The 26,175-nt window shown below is 34.6% G+C and carries 17 protein-coding genes; 15 read left to right on the top strand and 2 right to left on the bottom strand.

Going from position 1 to position 26,175, the window contains the following annotated elements:
- The first annotated feature begins 12 nt into the window (after window positions 1-12).
- Window positions 13-1,419: a polysaccharide biosynthesis tyrosine autokinase gene (locus ACQY63_RS07960; protein ID WP_428245017.1), complete on the top strand. Its 1,407-nt coding sequence runs from the start codon at window positions 13-15 to the stop codon at window positions 1,417-1,419.
- Window positions 1,412-3,091, top strand: a complete 1,680-nt coding sequence (locus ACQY63_RS07955) for a polysaccharide biosynthesis tyrosine autokinase (protein ID WP_022166174.1) — start codon at window positions 1,412-1,414, stop codon at window positions 3,089-3,091. Before ACQY63_RS07960 ends, ACQY63_RS07955 begins: the two co-directional genes overlap by 8 nt.
- 142 nt (window positions 3,092-3,233) lie before the next feature.
- Here the strand turns inward: ACQY63_RS07955 and ACQY63_RS07950 are convergent, their stop codons facing one another.
- Both ACQY63_RS07950 and ACQY63_RS07945 read right to left on the bottom strand, forming a co-directional pair.
- Window positions 3,234-4,406, bottom strand: a complete 1,173-nt coding sequence (locus tag ACQY63_RS07950; RefSeq protein WP_022166175.1) for a nucleotidyltransferase domain-containing protein — start codon at window positions 4,404-4,406, stop codon at window positions 3,234-3,236.
- Between the two features lie 226 nt (window positions 4,407-4,632).
- Window positions 4,633-5,085: an Lrp/AsnC family transcriptional regulator gene (locus tag ACQY63_RS07945; RefSeq protein ID WP_022166176.1), complete on the bottom strand. Its 453-nt coding sequence runs from the start codon at window positions 5,083-5,085 to the stop codon at window positions 4,633-4,635.
- A gap of 161 nt (window positions 5,086-5,246) precedes the next feature.
- Between ACQY63_RS07945 and ACQY63_RS07940 the strand changes: the two genes are divergently transcribed.
- From ACQY63_RS07940 to ACQY63_RS07880, 13 genes are all read left to right on the top strand, one after another.
- A complete protein-coding gene (locus ACQY63_RS07940; RefSeq protein ID WP_022166177.1) occupies window positions 5,247-5,543 on the top strand; it encodes a helix-turn-helix domain-containing protein in 297 nt (98 codons plus the stop codon).
- Window positions 5,544-6,010: 467 nt separating this feature from the next.
- Window positions 6,011-8,056: a sodium-translocating pyrophosphatase gene (locus ACQY63_RS07935; RefSeq protein WP_428245015.1), complete on the top strand. Its 2,046-nt coding sequence runs from the start codon at window positions 6,011-6,013 to the stop codon at window positions 8,054-8,056.
- Window positions 8,057-8,269: 213 nt separating this feature from the next.
- Window positions 8,270-9,238, top strand: a complete 969-nt coding sequence (locus ACQY63_RS07930) for a putative ABC transporter permease (RefSeq protein WP_302689401.1) — start codon at window positions 8,270-8,272, stop codon at window positions 9,236-9,238.
- Between the two features lie 21 nt (window positions 9,239-9,259).
- Complete coding sequence (gene argF / locus ACQY63_RS07925; protein ID WP_022166181.1) at window positions 9,260-10,255, top strand: ornithine carbamoyltransferase; 996 nt, start codon at window positions 9,260-9,262, stop codon at window positions 10,253-10,255.
- A 317-nt stretch (window positions 10,256-10,572) separates the two neighbouring features.
- Complete coding sequence (locus ACQY63_RS07920) at window positions 10,573-11,346, top strand: basic amino acid ABC transporter substrate-binding protein (protein WP_022166182.1); 774 nt, start codon at window positions 10,573-10,575, stop codon at window positions 11,344-11,346.
- 113 nt (window positions 11,347-11,459) lie between these two features.
- Window positions 11,460-12,224 carry an amino acid ABC transporter permease gene (locus tag ACQY63_RS07915; RefSeq protein ID WP_022166183.1) on the top strand — a complete coding sequence of 255 codons (765 nt, stop codon included), beginning with the start codon at window positions 11,460-11,462 and terminating at the stop codon, window positions 12,222-12,224.
- On the top strand, window positions 12,214-12,960 hold the full coding sequence (locus ACQY63_RS07910; RefSeq protein ID WP_117999432.1) for an amino acid ABC transporter ATP-binding protein: 747 nt from the start codon (window positions 12,214-12,216) through the stop codon (window positions 12,958-12,960). Before ACQY63_RS07915 ends, ACQY63_RS07910 begins: the two co-directional genes overlap by 11 nt.
- Before the next feature lie 56 nt (window positions 12,961-13,016).
- Window positions 13,017-13,271, top strand: a complete 255-nt coding sequence (locus ACQY63_RS07905) for a hypothetical protein (RefSeq protein ID WP_428245012.1) — start codon at window positions 13,017-13,019, stop codon at window positions 13,269-13,271.
- Window positions 13,272-13,704: 433 nt separating this feature from the next.
- The gene (spoVT, locus tag ACQY63_RS07900; RefSeq protein WP_428245010.1) at window positions 13,705-14,253 is read left to right on the top strand and encodes a stage V sporulation protein T; all 549 of its coding nucleotides are present in this window, start codon (window positions 13,705-13,707) and stop codon (window positions 14,251-14,253) included.
- Window positions 14,254-14,434: 181 nt separating this feature from the next.
- Window positions 14,435-14,707, top strand: coding sequence for an HU family DNA-binding protein (locus ACQY63_RS07895; RefSeq protein WP_118435686.1), 273 nt, complete (start codon window positions 14,435-14,437; stop codon window positions 14,705-14,707).
- 315 nt (window positions 14,708-15,022) lie between these two features.
- Window positions 15,023-18,433: a cellulase family glycosylhydrolase gene (locus ACQY63_RS07890; protein ID WP_428245008.1), complete on the top strand. Its 3,411-nt coding sequence runs from the start codon at window positions 15,023-15,025 to the stop codon at window positions 18,431-18,433.
- 135 nt (window positions 18,434-18,568) lie between these two features.
- Window positions 18,569-25,948 carry a discoidin domain-containing protein gene (locus tag ACQY63_RS07885; protein ID WP_428245006.1) on the top strand — a complete coding sequence of 2,460 codons (7,380 nt, stop codon included), beginning with the start codon at window positions 18,569-18,571 and terminating at the stop codon, window positions 25,946-25,948.
- 20 nt (window positions 25,949-25,968) lie between these two features.
- Window positions 25,969-26,157, top strand: coding sequence for a hypothetical protein (locus ACQY63_RS07880; protein WP_022166191.1), 189 nt, complete (start codon window positions 25,969-25,971; stop codon window positions 26,155-26,157).
- Window positions 26,158-26,175 lie beyond the last annotated feature (18 nt).

The following is a 26,175-nucleotide window of genomic DNA, read 5'->3' as shown; positions in this document are numbered from 1 at the left end:
CGAGGTTTACCAATGAAGAATAAAATTATTAATTTACGAAATATAGATTTGTTTAGCTTAGCCAAAGATGTTATTAGCAGTTGGTGGATAATCGTTATGGTGGCAGCAGCAGGAGTCATGTTTACCCATGCTTATATTAGCACTACTTATGTTCCTGAATATACAAGTACAGGTATTTATGTAGTTACACCAAAGCAAAGCACAGGCTATGTTTATACAAATAAAATTTTTGCACAAAATGTTGTGGAAATTTTTCAGAATTTAATGAATTCTGATATTATGAATAATAAAATCAAAGAGGACTTGCATGTATCATCTTTAGATGCAACTATGAATGTTTCCCTAATTGAAGAAACTAATTTAATGAAAATTTCAGTTACATCAAAAGATCCTATTTTGTCATTTAAGACAGTAGGAGCAATTATGGATAATTATGCAGATCTGTCAGGGTATTTAACATCTGATGCAGTATTTGATCCTCTTGAGGCACCTATTGTGCCTACTTTTGCAGACAATTCACTTATGCCTAGAAAGAAATCTCTTCAGGTAGGTGGCATATGTGGGGTAATTACGCTTCTTGGATTATGTTTGGTTAGTATTTTAAGAAGGACAATTAAGACCGAGGCAGCAATTGAAGAACAGTTAGACACAGACTTGTTTGGTACAATTTATCATGAAAATAAAAACAGAACTGTGAAATCAAAAATTGTTCAAAGTGTAAAAGCTCTGCTTATTACAAGTCCCATTATTACAACTAAGTTTATAGAATCTTTTAATAACATAAGAATAAAACTTGAATACGAACACGACCGCAAGCCATCTAAGAATGTTTATTTGGTGTCAAGTGTTTGTGAGAACGAAGGAAAATCTACGGTGGCGCTTAATATTGCCTTGTCTCTTGTAAAAGAAGGCAAGAAAGTTATTGTTATTGATGCAGATATGCGTAAGCCTGCCATTTGCAAGATGCTTGATATTCCAAAAGAGCAGGTAACTGATATGGTAAGACTTTTACAGGGGGAATGTGGTTTAGATCAAACCATGTATCGTGATAGGCAGGGGCTTAATCTTGTTATGTCCACAAAGGGCCATAGTAGCACTTATGAATTTGTAAAATCAGGTGCCATGAAGGACTTAATTAAAAAGTGTAGAAAGTTTGCTGATTTTGTAATTATAGATACACCACCAATGTCATTACTTTCAGATACGGAAGCGTTGCTTGATGATGTTGATTTTTCATTGCTTGTAATCAGACAGGATTTTTCTTATGAAAAAGATATTGAAAACTGCATTAATATTATGAATGATGCAGATAGCAGATTCTTAGGCTGTATTTTAAATGATTATAAGAAGTTCAAAATAAGAGAAACTGCAAGTGTATTTAAGAATTTTGAAGATGGGGAGGAGGTTGCTCATGAATAGTTATAATACTAGGAAAACTGTTGATAAGGAGCCTATGGACCTGTCTCAGATTATTTCCAATTTTTTTAAGGCATTAAAAAAACTCTGGATAATAATGGTAGTTGCCATTGTAGTTTGTGGATTTATTGGTCATCATAATTATTCGTCGGGCTATTCACCTAATTATGAGACAAAGGCAACTTTCTCAATTACAGCAGCACAGTATGATGGTCGAGAGGACCGTTCATACACCAACAATACCCAGTTGGCATCTATTTTAAGTGTAAGTTTTAATTACTTAATTAACAACGAAGTTTTTTATGAGGTAATTAAAAAAGACCTGAACATTGACTATATGCCATCAACTATTACAATTTCGGCTGTACCTGATACAAATATTTTAAGTATAGTTACAGCAGGTCCTAATCCACAAATGAATTATAAGGTTGCACAGTCTGTAATGAAAAATTATGGCAGTGTGGCAGAATTTGTAATTGGTGACACAAAGCTTGATGTGTTAGAAGAACCGGTTGTTGCTGAAGTACCAACGAATCCATATTCACCATGGAAGCAGACTATTATATATGCTTTCATTGGTTTATTAATTGGAATTTTACCAAGTATTATTTACGGATTTTTCGTTAGAACTATTAGAAACAGGGAAGATGTTGAGAAATATCTGAATGTAAATTTTCTCGGCATTTTGCCGGGAGTTTCTCTTAATCAGAGAAAAAATAAATTGAAGAACTGCTCTATTTTAAATAAAGCTGTTGGTTTTAGATATTTAGAGGCTATGCGTTCTGTGAACTCAAGGTGCGAGAGAGAATTTGCAAAACATAATGCGAAAGTTATATTGGTTACAAGTACAGTAAAGGGCGAGGGGAAAAGTACAGTGGCTCTCAATCTTGCGTACTCATTGTCAAAAAGCCAACATACGGTAATGCTTATTGACGGCAATCTGCGTACACCGACTTTACATAAAATGGTAGACATGGAGACTTATGACTTTCAGATGGACAGCTTCCTTAAAGGTGAACTTAAAAGTAGTGGCGCCATTGTGAATTTAAAAGGTACCAGAGTGTTAATGCTTGCTCCCACAGTGCCATCAAAGGATCCCATTAAACAGTTGAATTCTGAAGCCATGGGGAATTTCATTAACAACGCAAAAGCAAAAGTTGACTATGTAATCATAGATGCACCGCCATGTAGTGAATTGTCTGATGCGGCAGTTCTTGCAAAACACAGTGATGGTGTAATTTATGTGGTAAAAGAAGACTGCGCAAAAGTAAATAAAATCATTGACACAATTCAGGAATTTTCATATACGAGAATACCGATTTTAGGTTGTATTTTAAACGGCTCTGCCGGAAAACTTAATATTACATACGGCTATAACTATGGAAAACATTATGGTTATGGCTATCGAAAAGGATATGGTAGCAAGTATTACGGAAAGTATGGCTATAATTATTATGGTGGCTATGGTACATACGGCGATTACGATGATGAAGAAAAGCCGGTACCGGGAGGTTACGGAAAAGTTTCAGAAAAAGAATTCGGAGCCAAAGAGCAAAGTGTTTCAAATAAAATTTATGTAAGAACCACCGACCGCCAAAAAGAGAAAATGGCAAAAAAAGAAGGCGAGAAATTTGAAAAGTATGCCGAGAAAATGAATGATAAAGACAAAGCATAAACGTGGACGATATTGGGAAATACAAATGTAGGTCTGTATTTTAGATAGACTACATTAGTGATATCGATTGTGTTATTTGTTTTCTTGGAAAAAATAAATAAAAAGGCTCCTTAGGATAAAATCTATCATAAGGGGCCTTGAATTATAGCAGTCCGCAGATTGTAAAAACTTCTTTTGTATTTTTGATGTCCTCATCACTTAAGGATTTGATTATTTTTAGTTTTGCTTTGCTTTTTTTATCAAAACGAAGCAATCGTTCTATATTAAGTCTTACCCAATACAGTGGCAGAAGCCATTTATGATTTTTCAGGAATGAGCCGTAAAAATTAATCATTGTATTAATTGGTGGGAAGAGTTTGGCTATTAAGGAAGTCTTCTTCTTTCCACTTTTGGCTAATGAACCTGCTTCCTGATTCTGTGAATTACCAAATGCTCCACCAAGGAAAATATATTTGGTTAAAAGTTCAACATCTTTATGGTTATCAAAATTATTCACACCATCAAACCAGTATAGGCAAAGGTTTTCTATTGTATTTTTGAACTGTAGAACACCTAAAGCTTCAAGACAGGAATCCACCTTAGCACTTTCAATATATTTGTTTTTATTCATAATATATAAATCCAGAAAATGCTTAATTCCGATGCCACCATTTAGAAAATGTTTTGCCATATGTATAACATGATAAATGTAAAAATCTTCTTTAGTCATTAAATATTGATTTGGTTTGTCAGGCAATAAACTGCAATGTTCCCAGATTTTTTCGAGATAGTTGTACCAAAGAGTGTAGCCTTCATCAATCAAGTGAGTTTGCATTTCAACTAGCAGGTGGTTATTTTTATTTATGCAACAAATATCTTTGGCACTACTGTGGGCAATGCCGTAACCCATAGCTTCAAATAATTTTGTGACCTCTTTTAAATCTGCCCCCCTAAAAAGTATATCAATGTCGTTCATTGGTCGCATTGAAGAATCAATGTAAAACTTTTTTGAAACACTTCCCTTTAAAAATATATAATCAATATTATTTTCGGCTAAAGTTTTTTCGATTCTCTCTAATTCGTAAGCTCTGTTGACATCTAAAACAATATTCTTTTTATAATCAAGAGAATATTCTTCAAGGTGAGTAATTGAACTCTTATAATCGTCAGGTAGTTTTGAAATACTAAAGTATAACGTTGAAGTCACCTTATGAAGTTTGGCGAATTTGTAAACAACTTCCCAATTAATTTCTTTTTCGGCAGGTTTCGGAACTATGTCCGCAACTGCACATTTTAACAAATATAAAAAATAGTTTATTTCTAATTGATATTTCATAATGATAATCCGTTTCTTAATAATAGTTGTAAATGATAATTTTTATCATAAAACATGGTTCAAATTTATTAGACTAAAAGTATAACTATGGTAAAAGTATAACCATGATGCCATAATATAAAAACATAGAATTTTGTTCTCAAGTTATTAACGTATTTATATGGTATCATTTTAAAGGCGAAAAAAAAAGGATGAGAACAAGTCTCATCCTAAAAAGTTTCATTTCCTAATCATCTGACATTGGAATTCCACGATGTTCAACGGAAGTTGAGAAAACTATCTGAGTCTTAGTACTTCCAAAAGTTTGTAACTCGCCGATGAAATGGTCTAATTCCTCTGTGCTCTTGAACATTACTTCAACAAGCATTGCATAATCTCCTGTAACACAGTTACATTCAACAACGTTGTTGCAACTCTTAATATATGGATAGAAATCCTTTTTCTGATCAGGATTGACTTCCAAATTAATAAAAGCCTTAATGTGATATCCAAGCTCTGCCGGGTTAACCTTTGCAGTGTAGCCTGTAATGATTCCTGCATGTTCTAGTCGCTCAATTCTTGCTGAAACAGCAGGAGAAGATAAAAAAACCTGGCTCGCAATAGTTTTAAGGGGGGTGCGGGCGTTTTCGTGAAGAAGTTTAATTATCTGCTCGTCGATGTGATCTAATTCATGTCTCATATGCGTACTCCTTTCATATTTTTCAGTTATATTTAATTTTGTAAAGTAAAAACTTCACAAACCAAATAAAGTATAACATAAAAGTTAAGAAAAATAAAATACCAAATTGAAAAACAGAATATCTCAAGAAACAAAATATAATATTGAAAGGAGCAGGGATTATGAGTAAGGCAAAAATAAATCCAAGAGGTTCATCTTGGGATGAATTGGAAAAACAATTATTTACGCCAGAGGAAATTGCCGAAAGTAAAGTACGTGTTGACATTATAAGTGAAATGATAAATGCAAGAGAAGAGAACGGTATTACACAAAAGCAACTGGAAGCAATGAGTGGAATAAAGCAACCTGTAATTTCAAGAATGGAAAAAGGAGTTACGGATCCACAGTTATCAACTGTTTTGAAGATATTAAATTCTTTGGGAAAAACTCTTCAGGTTGTACCAATGAAAAGAAAGTAAGTAAAAGTAGCATCTGGAAGGAAGAAAAGTTAGAGTCTACCAGATGCTATTTTCATATAATAAGAAATTAGCTATTGTGCTAAAATATGTTTTTGCAGAAGATACATTATCACGAAGAGAAAATAATAACGGAAACAATATTCTTTGCCTAAACTTAATAAATTGTAGAAAAAGCACATTAAAACTTAATAAAATTAACTTTTATTAGTTGAAACATTACATAATTAATAACGACTAAAAACCTTTATAGACAAAAGGTACAAAATATTTTCACTTTATATGGTGAAAAATCGGAAATTTGAAATAAGAAAAAATTATTGAAATAATCAACCTTTGATGATAAAGTATTGAAATATCTCGAAAGTTTGTTATAATTTTAACAATACCGTGTTCAAAAAAAAGATAGAGTGAGCATGGAAAAAGACAATGGAGAAAAAATCACTTCATTAATATTGAAAGGAGAAAAAATGGAGAATTTAATTTATTTAGCTCCAATCGCTGGTATCATAGCTGTTATTTTTGCAGGCATTAAGGCAGCAATGATTAACAAAAGCGATGCAGGAAATGAAAAGATGAAAGAAATTTCCGGCGCTATTGCAGAAGGCGCAAAGGCATTTTTATTCTCAGAATACAAGATTTTAATTGTATTCGTTGCCGTACTTTTCGTAGTGTTAGGATTTGGTATTGATTGGCTTACAGCAGTTTGCTTTATTGTAGGTGCTGTACTTTCAACATTAGCAGGATACGTTGGAATGAACGTTGCTACAAAGGCAAATGTTCATACAGCAAATGCTGCAAAGGAAAGTGGTATGAACAAGGCACTTTCAATTGCATTCTCAGGTGGTGCAGTAATGGGACTTTGCGTTGTAGGTTTTGGTATTTTAGGACTTAGCGTAATTCTTATTATCATTATGAACACAACAGGATTTACAGAAGAAGCAGTTAGCGTTCTTACAGGATTCAGTTTAGGTGCTTCATCAATCGCTCTTTTCGCAAGAGTTGGTGGTGGTATTTACACAAAGGCTGCTGACGTAGGAGCTGACCTTGTAGGTAAGGTTGAAGCAGGAATCCCTGAAGATGATCCTCGTAACCCAGCCGTTATCGCTGATAACGTAGGTGACAACGTAGGTGACGTTGCAGGTATGGGAGCTGACCTTTTTGAAAGTTATGTTGGTGCTTTAGTATCAGTTGTAACTTTAGCAGTTGCTTCATTAGTAGCAGGTGGAGATGATTTCGGAATGGAAAGAATCATGTTCCCAATCGCAATGGCAGCAATCGGTGTGTTAGCATCAGTTATTGCTACATTCTTTGTTAGAGGAAAAGAAGGTTCTGATCCTCAGAAGGCTCTTAACTTAGGAGAGTACACAGCTACAGCAATTCAGATTATTGCTTCAGCTATTTTAAGTTATACATTATTTGGTGAATTCAAGGCATTCTTTGCAGTACTTGCAGGTTTAGTTGTTGGTACAGCAATTGGTAAGATTACAGAAATGTATACATCAGAAAAATATAAGAGTGTAAAAGAAATTGCTGAAAGCTCAGAAACAGGATCAGCAACAAATATTATCAGTGGTTTATCAGTTGGTATGAAGTCAACAGCTATTCCAATTTTATTTATCGTACTTGGTGTACTTGTTTCATTTGAATTACTTGGTATGTATGGTATCGCACTTGCAGCTGTAGGTATGTTATCAACAACAGGTATGACAATCGCAGTTGATGCTTATGGTCCAATCGCTGACAATGCCGGTGGTATTGCAGAAATGTCAGGACTTGACAGCAGTGTAAGAGATATTACAGATAAGCTTGATGCAGTTGGTAACACAACAGCAGCTATTGGTAAGGGATTTGCTATTGGTTCAGCAGCTCTTACAGCTTTATCATTATTCGTATCATACGCAGAAGTTGCAAAAATTAAGAACATTAACATTTTAGATTCAACAGTAGTTATCGGTCTTTTAATTGGTGGTATGCTTCCATTTATTTTCTCAGCTCTTACAATGAGCTCAGTTGGTAAAGCTGCTAACAAGATGATCGAAGAAGTTCGTCGTCAGTTTAGAGAAGATGACGGTATTTTAAAGGGAACATCAAAGCCTGATTACAAGTCATGTGTAGGTATTTCAACACAGGCTGCTCTCCATGAAATGATTATTCCTGGAGTTTTAGCAGTAGTTACACCTCTTGTTGTAGGATATTTACTTGGTGCAGCAGCACTTGGTGGTATGCTTGCAGGAGCATTAGTTTGTGGTGTTATGATGGCTATCTTCATGTCAAACGCAGGTGGTGCTTGGGATAACGCTAAGAAGTACATCGAAGGTGGTTTCGGTGGCGGAAAAGGTAGCGAAGCTCATAAGGCAGCAGTTGTTGGTGATACAGTAGGTGATCCATTCAAGGATACATCAGGACCATCAATTAACATCTTAATCAAGTTAATGACAATCGTTTCACTTGTATTTGCTATGACTTTCCCAGCACAGGGTTACTTATATCAGTTACTTGACAAGTTATTCTAGTTGGAAATTAATTTGATAATTAAATAGTTTGTTTGCCATGTGGAATTACCACATGATATATACAAGGCGCGGAGTACTCTGCGCCTTGTTTTGGGATTAATTGGATTTAATACAGCACCTTTTTATATATATTTGTGGGTTGTGTCAGTTTTGTTTTTTTCCTATAATAATGGGAAACGTTGTTAACAATAATTTGTTTTACCTGGAGGGGTTATGATTTTCTCAGTTTATGAAATAATGCTTTTGTTTTTTATATACAGTTTTCTAGGCTGGTGTGTGGAAGTTGCCTTTGTGGCAGTTACCACCGGGAAAGTAGTCAACAGAGGCTTTTTAAATGGACCGGTGTGTCCTATATATGGTTGTGGAATGGTGGGTGTTCTAATAATATTACTGCCTGTAAAAAATAATGTATGGTTATTATTTTTAGGAGGAATGATTATATGTTCAACTGTTGAATTATTTGGTGGTTGGATTCTTGACAAAATCTTCCACATGAGATGGTGGGATTATTCGGAGAAACCATTTAACATAGGCGGCTACATTTGCCTTCCTTTTAGTATTATGTGGGGATTTGCTGTTGTATTTGCGGTGAAATTCGTACACACACCAATTATGTTTTTAGTAAAAAAGATGCCAGACATGGGCAAACTTGTTTTAATTATTTTCTTCGTGATTATTTTTACAGTGGATATGATTGTCACATTGAAAAATCTTATTGGAATCAAGAAGAGTCTTGGACAGCTCGATTTAATTGCAGAGGAGTTAAACAACATTGGAAATCAGATAAAAGATGTTGTGGGAAATTCAGCAATTGATATGGCTGACAAAGCAGAGCAGGCAAAAGATGAGTTAGGCAAGAGTGGCAACGAGTACATTGAGAAGCTGATTGAAAAGAAAGATGAGTTAGGCAAGAGCGGCAACGGGTATATTGAGAAGCTGATTGAAAAGAAAGACGAGTTAGGCAAGAGCGGCAACGGGTATATTGAGAAACTGAAGGCAAGAAAAGCTGAACTTGAAAAGAGCAGTTCAGGTTACGTCAATAATATTAATAAATATAGGAAACATATATTTAATACTCTTCCAACATTGAATAAATCAGGAAAGAGTATTAAAATACTAGAGTACATTAAAGATATTATAGAATCTAAGGAAGATAAAAAGGAAAATAAATCTGATTCTTAAAATAATACAATGGAGGTCATTATGAATTTTACAGGAAGACATTTTTTAAAGTTACTTGATTTTACACCAGAGGAAATTGGAGCATTAATTGATTTAGCAGCGGATTTAAAGGCAAAGAAGAAGGCAGGAAAATTAGTTGATGTTTTAAGAGGAAAGAACATAGCAGTAATTTTTGAAAAAACAAGTACACGTACAAGATGCTCATTTGAAGTGGCAGCTCATGATTTGGGAATGGGTGTTACATACTTAGATCCAACAGGTTCACAGATTGGCAAGAAGGAAAGTATTGCCGATACAGCCAGAGTTTTAGGTAGAATGTTTGACGGTATTGAATATAGAGGTTTTGGACAGGATTTAGTAGAAGAGTTAGCACAGTACGCAGGAGTTCCTGTATGGAATGGTCTTACAAATGAATTTCACCCAACACAGATTCTAGCAGATTTTCTTACATTAAAAGAAAAATTCGGCAAGTTAGAAGGCTTGAAATTTGTATACATGGGTGATGCAAGATACAACATGGGTAATTCACTTATGGTTGGATGTGCAAAAATGGGTATGCACTTCGTAGGTTGTGCACCAAAGAAATACCAGCCAAACCCTGAATTAGTAGCTGAGTGTCAGAAGATTGCAAAAGAAACAGGTGCAATTATTGAATTTGAAGAAGACCCAATGGTTGCCACAAAAGATGCTGATGCTATTTACACTGATGTTTGGGTTTCAATGGGTGAGCCTGATGAAGTATGGGAAGAAAGAATTAACGACTTGCTTCCATATAGAGTAACAATGGATTTGATTAACAATGCAAAGGGCAGCGTGGTATTTATGCATTGTTTACCAGCATTCCATGACTTAAAGACAAAGATTGGAAAACAGATTAACGAGAAATTCGGTCTTACAGAGATGGAAGTTACAGACGAAGTATTTGAGTCAGAACATTCAGTTGTATTTGATGAAGCAGAAAACAGAATGCATACAATTAAAGCTGTAATGGCAGCAACTTTAGGAGCTGACCTATAATCGATGAATATAAAGTACAGTCTGTGCTTATGGCGAGTGATGTTTATGACAAAGGGGCGCCATTAGCAGAGGCTGTTTTTTACTTAATAAGAAATTCTTTCAGAATTTCTTATTAAGTAAAAAATGTTCCACTAGGGATGCACACTCGCACGAAAGGAAAAATGTTGCTAAAGCAACAGGCGCTCGGTGCGTAGAATGTCGCAAGGGACATTCTTTTTATTAGTTAAAAATCTTTATTGTTGCAAATATATGCATTTTTAAGTATAATTGTGTATAGTTTTGTAATAAAATCAATATACTTAGGAGGATAAAAAATAATGAAAAAATTACTAGCATTATTAATGACAGTAGTTCTTGCTGCAACAATGTTTACAGCTTGCGGAAGCAGTAAGAGTGGAGATGATGGAGATAAGACATTAATTATGGGAACTAACGCAGAATTTCCACCATATGAGTATCGTGAAAACAATGAAGTAATCGGTATTGATGCCGAGATTGGTAAAGCGATTGCAGACAAATTAGGAATGGACTTCAAGATTGAAGATATGGCTTTTGATTCAATTATTCCTGCTGTTCAGTCAGGAAAAGTTAGCATGGGTCTTGCAGGTATGACAGTTAGCGATGAAAGAAAGGAAAGTGTAGACTTTACAGATTCATATGCAACAGGTGTACAGGCAATTATCGTAAAAGAAGGCTCAAAGATAAAGACTAACGAAGATTTATTAAAAAAGGGTGCCAATGTTAAGGTTGGTGTTCAGCTTGGTACAACAGGTGATATTTATTGTACAGATGATTTAAAGGAAGCAGGCTCAGGAACAGTTGAAGAATATAACAAGGGCGCTGATGCAGTTCAGGCACTTGTAACAGGAAAGATTGACTGTGTTGTAATCGACAATGAACCAGCTAAGGCTTTTGTTAAGGCTAACAAAGGACTTAAATTACTTAAAACAGCATACGCAGAAGAAGATTATGCTATCGCTGTTTCAAAGGATAAACCTGAATTAAGAAAGAAAATTAACAAAGCATTAAAAGAATTAATTGATGATGGTTCAGTTCAGAAGATTATTAACAAGTATATTAAGGCAGAATAATTAAAGAACAAAAATACAAATTAGGAGGTGCCGCAATATAAAGTTAAGATATTACATTGTGAATATCCGATTTATATTGAACACCTCTTAATTTTTAGGAAAAAGAGGTAAAAATGGAGAGTTTATTAAACGTTTTAACAACAAAAGTTAATATAATTTCCGCAATATCTTTAAAACGTCAATTTGAAATAAGTTTTATAGATAAAGACAGATGGCAATTATATTTAGAGGGTCTGGGAAATACATTAATTGTAACTTTCTTTGCTTTAATTTTAGGTATTGTAATAGGTGCTGTTGTGGCTATAGTAAGAGCATCTTATGACAAGAATTATAGCGAAATGAAAGGTGGACTTGGAAAAATCCTTCTAGCTATTTTTAATATAATATCAAAAATTTATCTTACAGTTGTAAGAGGAACACCTGTAGTAATTCAGATTATGATTATGTATTACATTATATTTGCTACATCAAACAATAAGATTTTTGTGGCAATTCTTTCATTTGGTATTAACTCAGGTGCTTACGTTGCAGAAATCTTTCGTGGTGGAATTATGTCAATTGACGAGGGACAGTTTGAAGCAGGAAGAAGTCTTGGATTTAACTATGTTCAAACAATGGTTTATGTAATTATTCCACAGGCGTTTAAGACTGTACTTCCAACGCTTGGAAACGAATTTATTGTTTTATTAAAGGAAACAGCAGTTTCAGGTTACGTTGCATTAATTGATTTAACAAGAGCAGGAGATATTGTAAGAGGAGCTACGTATCAGGCATTTATGCCATTGTTTGGTGTAGCAGCAGTTTATTTGATTATGGTAATGTTTTTCTCTTGGTTACTTGGTAAATTAGAAAGGAGACTACGAAATGATGAACGATAATAGCTCTCTTATAGTTGTAGATGATGTGAAAAAATATTATAACGATGGGGAAATTAAAGCGTTAGACGGTGTTTCCACAGATATTAGAAAAGGTGAAGTTGTGGTTATTATTGGACCATCAGGAAGTGGTAAGTCAACTCTTCTTAGAACTTTAAACCTTTTAGAACATCCTACAGATGGAAAAATTATTTTTGACGGTGTAAACTTAATGGACAAAAATGTAAATATTAACTTACACAGACAGAAAATGGGGATGGTTTTCCAGCATTTTAATTTATTCCCACATATGACAGTTTTAAAGAATATGACAATAGCGCCAATGAAGTTATTAAAGAAGTCAAAAGAAGAAGCTGAGAAGAAGGCTATGGAACTTCTTAATGTAGTTAATCTGGCTGACAGAGCAGAGGCATATCCTGCACAGCTTTCAGGTGGACAGAAGCAGAGAGTTGCCATTGCACGTTCACTTTGCATGGATCCTGAAGTTATGCTTTTTGATGAGCCTACATCTGCCCTTGATCCGGAAATGGTAGGCGAAGTTCTAGCAGTAATGAAGGATCTGGCAAATCAGGGCATGACAATGGCTGTTGTAACACATGAAATGGCATTTGCAAGAGAAGTTGCCTCAAGAGTAATTTTTATGGCAGACGGAAAGATTGTTGAAGAAGGAACACCAAGTGAAATTTTTGATAATCCAAAAAATGAACGTTTAAAACAGTTCCTTTCAAAAGTAATCTAAGAAGTGGCTAAAACTAATCAGGTCTAAAAACTTAATTAGAAGAAAGAGGTCGTAGCATGAAATTAAATGAAAAATCTAAACAGATTATATTTGAAATTGTGCCTACAATATTATTTGTATTAGCATTAGTAATACGCTTTGCTGTTGATATTGAAAGACTACAGTGGGGCTTGATGGAAGTGGCAGCAATTTTATGGCTTGTAGATAATTTAGAAAAATACAAAAAAGAACATACAAAATTAAACTTACTGGATGTAATTGCATGTATTCTGCTAGTGATTGCTGGAATGCTTTTATTTATTGTAGGTTAGAGTAAAAAAGATATCGGTTGCGAGACCGATATCTTTTTTGTGTTATGGGAACAGATAAGTTTTTAGAAAAGACGTTACGGCAAAATGTTTTAATGAAAGAAATTAAATACTTAAATGATAAGCTACCGTTAGTTGTTCAAGGAAGATATACATTTTTAAAAATTAAAACAAATCTTTGTTATAAGCTATTTTGCTAAATGATGATTACTATAAAATTTTATTGGAGGGTAAGACTGTTGCAAACGGGCTTTCTGTTCTACGACCAGAGTATTTGATTAAATATATAAAAAATAATTTATTCATACATAATCTATGAAATGCACATAAAGAAAAGAATAATTTTCTGTGTCTTCCACATACTAACTCCAAAACTAATATATAGCAAAAGAGTGAAAATCGCTTTTGCTTGAATATGAAATTGGAGGAAGTAATAATGAAAGCAACAGGTATTGTTCGTAGAATTGATGATTTAGGGCGTGTAGTAGTGCCAAAAGAAATTAGACGGACACTTCGAATTAGAGAAGGTGATCCAATGGAAATTTTTACTAACAGGGATGGAGAAGTAATCTTAAAAAAATATTCGCCAATCGGAGAAATAGATGCTTTTGCAAAACAGTATGCGGAGAGCCTGGCAGCAGTATCCGGTTGTTATGTTGTTATTAGCGACAGAGATCAGGTTATTGCAGTATCAGGCGGTGTGAAAAAAGAATATATTGGCAGAAGAATAAGCCATGAATTAGAGGAAATTATGGAACAAAGAAAAACTGTTAATACAGACACTGATAATGTAAAAACAATAACAATAATTGATGGACAGGATGTTTCTCATATGGGACAAATAATTTTTCCAATAATATGTGAAGGTGATGTTATTGGGAGCGTGGTTTTGATGTCAAAAACAGAAAAACAGCAGGTTAGTGACACGGAAAAAAAGCTTGTATCGGTGGCTGCAGATTTCCTTGGAAGACAAATGGAATCTTAATTTGACTTAAAGTGAAAATGAAAACTCTCATAATTCGTCAAAAAGCCCTTGAATAAAGGGGTTAAGACCATAAAAAACGGGTTTTATCTTGACAAAAACTGTATAATAGAGTATATAACTTATAGATACGCGCGTATGTGTCGCGTAGATGTATCGCAGAATTTATCAAGGAGGAAATACGATGAACAAGACAGAATTCGTAGAAGCTATTGCAAACGAAGCTGGATTATCAAAGACAGATGCAGCTAAGGCAGTTAAGGCTTTCACAGATGTTGTAGTTAAAGCTATGAAAGAAGGAGATAAAGTACAGTTAGTTGGATTTGGAACTTTTGAGGTATCAAAGAGACCTGAACGTCAGGGAATCAATCCTGCAACAAAGGAAAAAATCACAATTGCAGCAGCTAACGTTCCTAAGTTCAAAGCTGGAGCAGCTTTAAAGAAAGAACTTAACTAATCGATAAATATTGTTAAGTAATATAGAAAAGATCACTAAATAGGTAGTGGTCTTTTTTTGCGGCTCTTTGTGAAGCATGGGGGTAACCCAAGTTTATAATGTTCTTTGTCAGGTATGGGACTATTCTTTATTTATACATTTTTAGAAAATGTATAAATAACATACTATTATCAGAAAAAAGGTATCTTTTTTTGAAAAATTAAAAAAAAACAATTTTTCTAAAATTTAAAGACTTGATACCGATAACATTACGACATAGAATATTAATAACGTAATAGGCGAAAATTTTTTGATAGTATTAATAAGGAGGTACTTATGAAAATAGTTAGAAAATTGGTTAGTATGTTATTGGTATTTGCAATGACATTTAGCATGGCTATTTCAGGAAAAATTACAGGCATTACTCAGGTTAGTGCCAGAGAGGCTCTTGGAAGTAATGACTTTTTGAAGGTTAACGGAACACAGATAAGAAAACAAAAAGGAACAGGAGATGTTGTTTATTTAAGAGGAACCAATGCAGGAGGATGGCTTGTTCAGGAAAACTGGATGAATCCAACCAATGCGTCTGACCAGAAGACGATGATGACAACATTGGCAAATAGATTTGGAACATCAAAGAGAGATGAGTTGGTCTCAACATACGAAAATAATTATTGGACAACACAGGATTTTGATAATTGTGCAGAAATGGGAATGAGCGTTATAAGATTACCATTTACATACATGAATCTTTGTGATGACAATGGAAATCTTAAATCTAATGCTTTTGACAGATTAGACTGGTTTGTACAAAACTGTAGCCAGAGAGGTATGTATGTTATTTTAGATATGCACGGAGCATTTGGTTCTCAAAATGGTATGGATCATTCAGGAGAGATTAATGATGGAAAACAGTTATATTACAATCAGAGCAATAAAGATAAAACTTTAAATTTATGGAAAAAGATTGCAGAACATTTCAAAGGCAATCCGGCAGTTGCAGCTTACGATATCTTAAATGAACCGGGAATTAAGGCAGCTGCAACATATAGTTTACATTGGGATTTTTATAATGAAATTTACAATACAATCCGTTCAAAGGATAGCAATCATATTATTATAATGGAATCATGTTGGGATGCAGACAATTTGCCAAGACCTTCACAGTATGGCTGGACAAATGTAGCATATGAATACCATTACTATCCATGGAGTGCACAAAATAGCAGTGATGCACAGAAGTCATACTTTTCAAGTAAAGTTTCAGACATTGCAAATCACAATTATGGAGTGCCAACATTTGTAGGCGAGTTTACATGCTTCGAACAGTCAGAAGGCTGGAAGGCAGCAATGTCAACTTTCAACAGTCAGGGATGGCATTGGACAACATGGTCATACAAAGTTACAGGAAACAGCTCATGGGGTATTTATAATCATAACCCTGAAAAAGTTGATATTTATAACGACTCAGCAGACACAATTAAAAATAAATGGTCAGCTGTAGGTACAGCAAACGGATGGAAAAATGACAAGATTTACAATTTGGTAAAGCCATATCTTTCGGGAACAGTAACATCTACAGGTGGAAGCACAACAGATGATAGTGATAACAACAGCACATCAGGTGTGGCAACATTATATGAACATTCAAATTATGGTGGAAGGGCAGTTTCATTAGAAGAAGGTTCATATGACTACAAAGATATTTTAGCAAAAGGAATTGTTAATGATCAGATTTCATCACTTAGAGTAAGTGACGGATACAAAGTTACAATATATGATGACGAAGGATTTAAAGGAAAATCAAAAGAATTTACCAGTGATGCGTCATATGTTGGAGATGAAATGAATGACAAAACTTCATCAATTAAAATTGAAAAGATTAACAATCAGACATCAACTACAACATCATATAACACAGTCAAATTGCCAAATGGAAAATACAGCATCAAAGCTGTTGCAAATGAAAAATATGTTGCAGCAGAAAATGGTGGAAGTGATCCAATAGTAGCAAACAGAGACAACTATAGCGGTTCATGGGAGACATTCTATATTGTTAATAATGATGATGGAACAGTAAGTATAAAAGCAGATGCAAATAACAAATATGTGTGTGCAGTTTTAGATGAAGAAAATCAATTGACACCTAGAAGCAACAGCATTAGTACATGGGAAAAATTTAAGATTTACAAAATAAATGACAGTGAATACGGCATTAGAAGTGCAGAAAACAGAAAATATGTAAAGGCAGACTTGGATAAAGGAGGCAAATTAATAGCCGGAAGTGATTCTATAGCAGGAGCCTGGGAAGCATTTCACATTGAAAAAGTCGGTGATACAACAAATGATAATGTAGCAACATTCTATGAAAATTCAAACTATGGTGGATGGTCAGTTTCATTACCGGAAGGTACATATAATTATAGGGATATCATTGCAAAAGGTATTAAAAATGACGCTATATCATCATTGAAAGTAAATTCAGGTTACAAAGTTACATTATATAATGATGAAGGATTTAATGGAACATCAAAGGCATTTACAGGTGATGCATCATATGTTGGTGATGAAATGAATGACAAAACTTCATCAATTAAAATTGAAAAGTGGAATGGCTCATCAAGTGTTACATATAATACTGTTAAATTGTCAAATGGAAAATACAGTATCAAATCTGTTGCAAATGGAAAATATGTTGCAGCAGAAAATGGTGGAAGTGAAACAATAGTAGCAAACAGAGACAACTATGGCGGTTCATGGGAAACATTTTATCTGATAAATAATGATGACGGAACAGTAAGCATAAAAGCAGATGCAAATAACAAATATGTATGTGCAGTATTAGATGAAGAAAATCAACTTGTTCCAAGAAGTGATAACGTTGGTACATGGGAGAAATTCCAAATTTATAAAATAAATGACAGTGAATACGGCATTAGAAGTGCAGAAAACGGAAAATATGTAAAGGCGGACTTGGATAACGGAGGCAAGTTAATAGCCGGAAGTGATTCCATAGCAGGAGCCTGGGAAGCATTTAATATTGAAAAATTGGGAGATGAGACATCTTCTGCAAAAGCAACATTTTATGAAAATTCAAATTACAGTGGTTGGTCTGTAGCATTAAGTGAAGGAAGATATGATTATGGCACAATGATTTCTAAGGGAATTAAAAATGATCAGATTTCTTCAATTAAGGTAGCAGATGGCTACAAAGTTACATTGTATAACGATGCAGGATTTGCAGGAAGTAAAAAAACATTATTCACAGATGCATCAGGCCTTGGAGATTTTAATGATAAAACTTCAGCGATCGTAATTGAAAAAGTAGAAAAGGCAGATTTTAATAATTCAAATGCATATATTACATCCATAGCAAACGGACAGGTAGTTTGTGCAGAAAATGGTGGAAGTGAAACAATAGTGGCAAACCGTTCATCATGTGGAGGTGCATGGGAAACATTCCAGATTGTAAATAACGATGATGGAACAGTATCCCTGAGATCCGTATCCAATGGAAAGTATGTATGTGCAGTAATAGATGAGAAAAATCAGTTATTACCTAGAAGTGGAAGTATAGGTACATGGGAGAAATTCATTATTGAAAAGATTTCAGATGGAGAGTATGCACTTTACTCATTGGCAAATGGAAAATATGTTCAGGCAAACTTAAACGACGGTGGTAAACTTTTTGCTACAAGTGAAACTGTTGCCGGAGCATGGGAAGTATTTGACATTAACAGAAATTAAAGTTAAAATTCATAATAATTAAACAATTCAAAGGCTGTTTGCGTGGATTATATATGCAAACAGCCTAATTTTGGTATATATGTTAGTAAAAAAATAAAAAATGAACAGAGGAAAAAACTTTAGGAGGAGAGAAAATTGAAAGGTTTATTTTGGAAAAAAGCGGTAGCCGTGATTTTGTCGGTAGCCATGGTTTTAACAGGAGTGACTATTACGCCACAAAATGTTAAGGCAGATGCGGCCATTATGGCAACCAATAATGTAACAGCAGTTATTGCTGATGACTCTAAAACAGGGTATAGCTCTGAAAAAGATGGAGATTTGTATAACTATGTAAGATATGGTGCATCAGCAGTGGCAGATGATAAGACAGGTGACTACGTGGCAACTAATGCAATTGATGGCAGTGCTGATACAAGATGGGCAAATGAAGATAAAACAAAAGGTCATTACATTACAATTGATTTAAAACAGTCATATGAAATTTCAAAAATAAATATAAGCTGGGAAGTTGCAAGCTCAATTGACTATAAAATTGAGGTATCTAACGATGGAGTTTTATTTAAGTCTGTTACAGCAATAAGCCTAAATGATTATACTACAGCAAAAAACAGAATAGATACATTATCACTGAAAAATACCGTTATTGGGAGATATGTAAGAATTACAGATGTAGGAGAAAAATACATAACAGATTCTTCAAACAACAGACGATATGGAATATCCATTTGGGATGTGGGCATTTTTGGAAAAGATGTAAAAGCAACTAGAGAATCAGCGGTGGAAGCCACAGGCTCTTTCAAAAAAACAACCGAAGGTGAAACTTTTCAGGATATTATAGATAGCAGATATTACAACTACACACGTTATAATGGTGTGTCAGCAACTGCAAGTGGTCAGGAAACAATTGACCGTACACCAAAAGCAGCAATTGACAATGATAAAAGTACAAGATGGTCTGCAACAAATGGTGATTCTACATATTACGTTGTTGATTTAGGAGAGACCTATAGTGTTGAAAAATTATATTTAAGCTGGGAAGCTGCAAATGCAACAGTTTATAACATATATAAATCGGTTAACGGCACAGATTATAGTTTGGTTACAACTGTAAATGCCATAGGAATATACGAAAACAATGCAACCAATGGAAATAGAGTAGACAATATAGAATTTGGAAGTGTAAGTGCCAGATACATTAAGGTACAAGCAGTACAGCGTTGCTATAAAGGGGCAAATTATGGTGGCGGACAATATGGTGGAATGTCTTTATATGAAGTAGGTGTGTACGGCACAGACATGGAAAAATCATACAGCAAAAAGGCATTTAACCAGTTTAGGGTAGGAAATAAAGAAACTATTGGAAATATAATAGAAGCAGAAAATGCTGATGAAATAGACAGCAATATAAAAGTAGAGACTAATGAAAATGCCAGTGGACAGAACTTAGGTGGCCTTACAAACAACACATGGGCAGAATACAATATTAATTTTGACAGAAAAACTTCAAGAATTTATTTAAGATACAGTGCAAACAGTAATGACGGTGGAAGAATACAGATGTACGTTGATGACAGTACAATGTCTACAACTCCTGTAGCATCAATTGACGTAAATTCAACAGGTGGAGGGTCCAACTATACTGATATTTCACAGGAAGTAGTTGTGCCATCAGGTAATCATAAAATATATTTTAAATTTGTAACTGCTGAAGGAAATGTGTGCAATTTGGATTATTTTAAATTTGAATTCGCACCTGAAAGTATAAGCAACACAGCTGATTTACACGAAGCAGAGAATGCACATGCCTTTGTAAGAGGTTCAGCAGCACAGAGTAGCACTGTGCAAAGTTCTGATAAGTATTCAGGTGGAAAGGCTGTGGGCAGCATGAACACTTGGATTGAACGTGACCGTTCTTATTTGACTACATATGTTAAAGCAGAAAATGCAGGATACTATCAGTTTGAAGTTCAGTATGCCGGAACAATGACTACACTGCTTCAGTACAGAATCAACAGCAGTGATAACGACAAATGGAAATCAAAAATCATCAGCAGTGTGGATTCTAACTGGGAAAATACCAACAGGGTAACTATGCAGATAGAATTACGAAAAGGATTAAACAAGATTGATATATCAGGTGCTGTTTGGAAATGGGTAGAGGGTACTGAACATGGTAGAACAGATGGCAAAAACGTAAATGATGAATGGTTAAATATAGATAGTTTTTCATTAACATATAAAGGTGAAAATAAAAAAGCATTTAACAGTGTTTTAGATACAGATTTAAAAGGAAATAAAATTCAGGCTGAAGATTTTAATGAAAGTTCAGGGGATATAAAAGTTGAAGGAGAAAGCGACAGCTTTGTAGACGGAAAAAATCTTGGTGGTCTTACAGATGGAAAATGGACAGAATACAATATTAACTTTGACAGAAAAGTTTCAAAAATTTATTTGAGAAACAGTGTAAGAGATGGAAATGGTGGAAAAGTAGAAGTATATGTTGATGACAGTACTATGTCCGGGACTCCGGCTGCCACAGTTACTACATCTTCAACAGGCAGTGACTGGAGTAAATATACTGACACAGCAGAGGCCATCAGCATACCATCAGGTAATCACGAAATTTATTTGAAATTTGTGGCATCTGGCTCAAAAGCAGTGTGTAATCTTGACTGGTTCCAGTTTGAATATGAACCTGAAACAGTAAAAGATTCAGGAGACATACACGAAGCAGAAAATGCACATAGATTTGTTCAGGGAGATGCAGAAACAGAACACACTCTTCAGGCAGATGGAAAGTTCTCAAACAATCTGGCTGTAGGTGGAATGAATGCATGGCCTGACAATGGAAGAGCATATCTTACATCTTATGTAGATGTGAAACATCCCGGTACGTATAAGCTGACAGTGGCATATGCATCAGGAAGCAATAAGGATACAAATATAGATTGTAGAGTAAATAGTGTAAACGACGGTGACTGGAAAAGTATATCAGCACCTACAACCGGCGGATGGACTACAGTAAAGAAAATAACTACCGAAGTGACGCTGAACAGAGGTGTAAATGTGATAGACATAACTGGGGCTGCAAATATTCCTTATGCAGAAAGTAATGCATGGCAACAGGTAAATGTGGATTACTTTACATTGGAAAGAGTGCCTGAAGATGGTGATTTAGCATATGGAAAAAATGTTGAAGTATCAGGTTCTCAGAGTGGTTATGATGGTTCCAATGCAGTGGATGAAGATGAGGATACAAGATGGGCAAGTAAAGAAGAAGGTGACAAGGCTTATCTGATTGTAGACTTAGAAAAATTGTATGAAATTGAAAAAGTGAATATTATGTTTGAAAGGGCATATCCAAATGATTTCCAGATTCTTGTATCAAAGGACAAAACCAATTGGACTGTGGCGAGAACAGTAAGAGGTTTTAAAGCAGATAATGTTGATAAAAAGGTATATGAATCAGATGGAGTTTGTCTTGGAAAAGCAAGATATGTAAAAGTACGATGTCTTAACATGGCATTTCACAATGCAATGTCCATAAGAGATATAAGGATATATGGAACAAAAATAAAAGGACAATTGTCTGATCTTGCTCTAAATGCAGAAGTAAAGGTAAGCAGTTCGGATAGTAGTGCTGAAACTTCAAATCCTGCTAATGCAGTAGATGGATTGGATAATACAAGATGGGGAGCACCTAAGACAGATAGCAATCCATGGTATGAAATTAATTTAGGACAACAATGCAGAATAGATTCTGTTGATTTAAAATTTGAAAGGGCATATCCCAAGAGCTTTAGGATACAGATTTCTGATGATGGAAAAACATGGAAAGATTATAAAACCATAAAGGATTGGACTGAACCGGGAGATTCAACAGAAATTCAGAAATCGAATTATTATGCCAATCTGGAATTTGGAAACAGTATCCATATGGATGATGTGAAAACACAGTATATAAGATTGTATGCTGATGCAAAAATCATAGACAACAACTGGGGAGTTTCAATTTATGAATTTGAAGTATGGGGAACTGAAGTAGCAAAGAAAGATTATTGGAGCAATCAGGCAAAGAAAACGTATGGAATATATCCTGTTTCAAAATTGCAAAATACAGAAAATAACGGATTGATTGACAGTAGCCTTGTACAGGGTGATGTTATTGGCAGTGGTGATACATATGAAGTGGTATATGAACCCGGTCAGAGTATGTATTTCTATGCAAATCCAAGAGATTTGTATTTGGATTTATCACAACACACGATATGCTGGTCGTCATCTAACTCAGGAAAGAACCTGTGGGGTGCTACAAGTCATGATGAAAATATTGCAAAATATAAAGGACAGGCGCAGGCCACGGTGCAGTATATAATGCCTGATAACATTGATTTTGGAGATAAAGATTATGTAGAGACAGAAATAGGATGTCAGATTTACAATCAATCAGAATTAAAAAATGAAAATCCTAGTCCAAAGTTTAGCCTTACATATAAAGTAAGAATATGGAAATCATCATTAATTATACAGGATAAACTAAGTGAAAGCGGAAGTCTTAGTGTAAAGAATCCTGAAAATGGAGCTACATATCAGTGGCAAAAGAGTGTCGATGGAAATACATGGAGTGATGTTTCTGAAAAGAGATATGATTTGCAAATTCTTAGTGGAAGTGGAAATGGTATTAAAAATGATGTGGTAAATGTTGCTCATGACTTAGGCGGTGGACAGTATTATCGTGTACGAAAAGAAGGAACAACCCAGTGGTCACATCCATATAAAGTTCAATATTACAACGACATTCAAAATGGAGATTTTGAGTATCCGGCAATGTTTTCGTCAGATGAAGACAACAGGGTATTTCCGTTTAATATAAACGAAGATGAACAGCAGTATCCTAACGGATATGAAGGTTTAATGTGGAAAACAACAGCACCGGGATGGACTAACGGGCCAAATAGTAACCGTGTAGGACATGATATTGAAATTGTAAATGGAAGAAAGTTAAAAACCTCAGGAGAAAAAGAACAGGTATCCCAGTTCTCCGTAACACAGGATGAAATGTATAAAAACAATGCTCATGGAGACCAGTTTGCAGAGCTTAACTGTGAAAATGTAGGTGCATTATATCAGGATATTTTAACAACACCAAAGTCAGAGTGTTATTGGGACTTAGATTATGCAGGACGTTGGTGCCAGAATAGTATGTATGTTGTTGCAATGTCAGCTAATGGTGCACAAAATTATACAACATCCAAACAGATTGAGGCATTAATCGAACGTAGTGATGTAAAGGCTATTACAACTAATCAGGAAGGCACAAAAGGTACAACAATTAAATTGCCTGATGGAGTTACTGCTACGTTGTGGAAAGTTACAAGTAAGGAAACAGCAGGGCAGTGGAATGATCATAACGGTATATATAATGTTCCTTCCGGAGAAAATAATTATCTTACAAGATTTTTCTTCGTATCAGCAGGTGGTGCAAAGAGAAATGACGGTGATACACCGAATATGACTGTGGGAAGTTTACTTGATAATGTAAAATTCCAGCAGAAAAAGGATTATGTTATAGAGTATTATGTAAATGGAGTAAAAAATGATGGTTTGACTGTTAAAGGCACAGTAAACCCTTATGACAGAGTAAGCATACCGGCACCGGGGGCAGTAAGCGATTATACTTTATACGATGCAAAAATCAGTGGAGAAAATAATGATGGAAGTAAGGCATTTTATGTGGATGATAAAGACAGAAACATGACAGTAGCTTATAACCATAATGTATTAAAACTCTACTATAAGAGTGGTGTAGTTGTTGCCAATGTAAAAATACAGGGACTTGAAGAATTACCTAACGATTATAGCGTAATTGTAAATCTGAAAAACAAAGCAGGCGAAGTTTTACAGTCGACTGAGCCTGATCATCCAATGAACAAAGATAAGTTTACTAAAATTGAAAAACCAGGTGGTGGAGGAGTTGAAGGATATTTTGATACAGTGACTTTTGATGGCACAACTTTGAATGTCGGAGAACCATATACTGTTGAAGAAATTATCGTAAAAAATAACTATTTACCATACTATTTGGAAACAGTTGATAAAAATGGAACACCGGAAGCTGTTGGAAAAGATAAAATAAACATAGATAACCTGTCATATACAGCAACGTTTACGTATTCAGCGGGAACAGACAATTCAGTTAATTTTATTAATATTTATAACCCTATTCGAAAAATTACCATTAGCAAAAATGTTTCCGGAAATATGGTAGATGATAACGAGAAAAATAAGTCATTTAACTTTAGTATTAAGATAGAAAAAGACGGAAATACCATAGATGCAGCTAAAATAATAGATAATAAGCTTAAAAGTACAGCAACAGGACAGTATACATTTGCTCTTAAACATTCAGAAAAGGTAGAACTCTATGTATACAACAATTGTAAGGTAACTGTTTCAGAAGACGATTACAGTAAGAAGAGAGATGTGAATACAACGATTTTCAGCGATGATTATTATGTAACTTCATGGGAGAAAGACTCTAAGGTTACAGATGGAAGAATCATAAGCATTGACAGTGTTAATTCAGATCAGGAACTTGTTTGCAACAATGTTTACAATGATTTAGGAGATGTTGAGGTACAGGGCTTCCAGATGAATGGTAATAAGGATTCAGGTGGTGTGTCAGAGTTTAGTCCATCATTCAGAGTAGTATGTCGTGTAAGTAGAAATACAATTAAAACAAAAAAAGTCAGCAAGTTTGGTGTGATTTATGCAATAGCAAACGCTACCGATGGAAAAACAAGAGCTGAACTTGAAGAAATGATGACAATAGATAAGGCTGATAATAAGACAATAAAGGTACATGAAGAGACAGAAAACGGAATATATCCTGACTGGAGTACAAAGAGTGATTCACAGTATTCCACAAAGTATTGGAAATATTATGGACTGACCTTTAAATGTCTTGATTATATGTTCTACACATTACAGGAAAATATTACTGTAAGAGCATATGCATTAATGGCAGATGGAAGCATTGAATATGGAGATAACATTTATACTGTAAATATGTATGAGATAGCAGATTCTCTGTATAAAAACCAGAAAATGAGTACATTGAAGGGACATAATTTCTTATACAATAATGTGTTAAATCTTGTGACAATTAACAACAACAGACTTGATATATTAAAATCAATGATGAAGGCCTTAAATGTAACAAGTACATCAAATCCATACTATGCTACATTAAATAAATTGTACAAGGACATGAACAATTATGTATATTGTCAGCAGGAGTACAAAGGAAAATATCAGGAAAGGGAAGAATTTGTTCCGGCAACACTTACAAGTGAGGAGCAGAAAGATTTGTTAAGTGCCTTAAATAACAAAACAGGAACTTCTTATTCAGATATAAATGATTGGATATACAATCAGACAGAAAAACAGGGCAAATATAATGGCTATTATAAAAAAGTTCAATATGCATGGGACAATGGAATTTATGTTAAGTAGTAAAGAATGAGGTGAAGGAAATGAAAAAAACAAAAGTTTATGAGACACCGGAATTGATAGTGACAAAGTTTGAGGTGTCTGAAAAAATTATGGACTCTGGATCATTTTTTGAAACTACCAATCCAAACGAAAAACCGGGAGATATAGTTACAAGAGAATGGGAATCCACTCCTGATGTTCCAGGTGGGACCCTTCCAATTGAATTTTAAGAAAATTTGTTTAGAAAT

The sequence above is a fragment of the Eubacterium sp. Marseille-QA0814 genome (assembly GCF_965119675.1).
In the GTDB taxonomy this organism is placed as follows: Bacteria; Bacillota; Clostridia; order Lachnospirales; family Lachnospiraceae; genus Eubacterium_G.
Note: the sequence above shows the minus strand (reverse complement) of the source record. Positions and strands in the feature narration are given on the sequence as shown.

What these genes read in the sequence shown, in the direction of transcription:
- ACQY63_RS07960 (WP_428245017.1), top strand. Translation starts at nt 13, where the DNA reads ATGAAGAATAAAATTATTAATTTACGAAATATAGATTTGTTTAGCTTA.
- ACQY63_RS07955 (WP_022166174.1), top strand. Translation starts at nt 1,412, where the DNA reads ATGAATAGTTATAATACTAGGAAAACTGTTGATAAGGAGCCTATGGAC.
- ACQY63_RS07950 (WP_022166175.1), bottom strand. Translation starts at nt 4,406, where the DNA reads ATGAAATATCAATTAGAAATAAACTATTTTTTATATTTGTTAAAATGT.
- ACQY63_RS07945 (WP_022166176.1), bottom strand. Translation starts at nt 5,085, where the DNA reads ATGAGACATGAATTAGATCACATCGACGAGCAGATAATTAAACTTCTT.
- ACQY63_RS07940 (WP_022166177.1), top strand. Translation starts at nt 5,247, where the DNA reads ATGAGTAAGGCAAAAATAAATCCAAGAGGTTCATCTTGGGATGAATTG.
- ACQY63_RS07935 (WP_428245015.1), top strand. Translation starts at nt 6,011, where the DNA reads ATGGAGAATTTAATTTATTTAGCTCCAATCGCTGGTATCATAGCTGTT.
- ACQY63_RS07930 (WP_302689401.1), top strand. Translation starts at nt 8,270, where the DNA reads ATGATTTTCTCAGTTTATGAAATAATGCTTTTGTTTTTTATATACAGT.
- argF (WP_022166181.1), top strand. Translation starts at nt 9,260, where the DNA reads ATGAATTTTACAGGAAGACATTTTTTAAAGTTACTTGATTTTACACCA.
- ACQY63_RS07920 (WP_022166182.1), top strand. Translation starts at nt 10,573, where the DNA reads ATGAAAAAATTACTAGCATTATTAATGACAGTAGTTCTTGCTGCAACA.
- ACQY63_RS07915 (WP_022166183.1), top strand. Translation starts at nt 11,460, where the DNA reads ATGGAGAGTTTATTAAACGTTTTAACAACAAAAGTTAATATAATTTCC.
- ACQY63_RS07910 (WP_117999432.1), top strand. Translation starts at nt 12,214, where the DNA reads ATGAACGATAATAGCTCTCTTATAGTTGTAGATGATGTGAAAAAATAT.
- ACQY63_RS07905 (WP_428245012.1), top strand. Translation starts at nt 13,017, where the DNA reads ATGAAATTAAATGAAAAATCTAAACAGATTATATTTGAAATTGTGCCT.
- spoVT (WP_428245010.1), top strand. Translation starts at nt 13,705, where the DNA reads ATGAAAGCAACAGGTATTGTTCGTAGAATTGATGATTTAGGGCGTGTA.
- ACQY63_RS07895 (WP_118435686.1), top strand. Translation starts at nt 14,435, where the DNA reads ATGAACAAGACAGAATTCGTAGAAGCTATTGCAAACGAAGCTGGATTA.
- ACQY63_RS07890 (WP_428245008.1), top strand. Translation starts at nt 15,023, where the DNA reads ATGAAAATAGTTAGAAAATTGGTTAGTATGTTATTGGTATTTGCAATG.
- ACQY63_RS07880 (WP_022166191.1), top strand. Translation starts at nt 25,969, where the DNA reads ATGAAAAAAACAAAAGTTTATGAGACACCGGAATTGATAGTGACAAAG.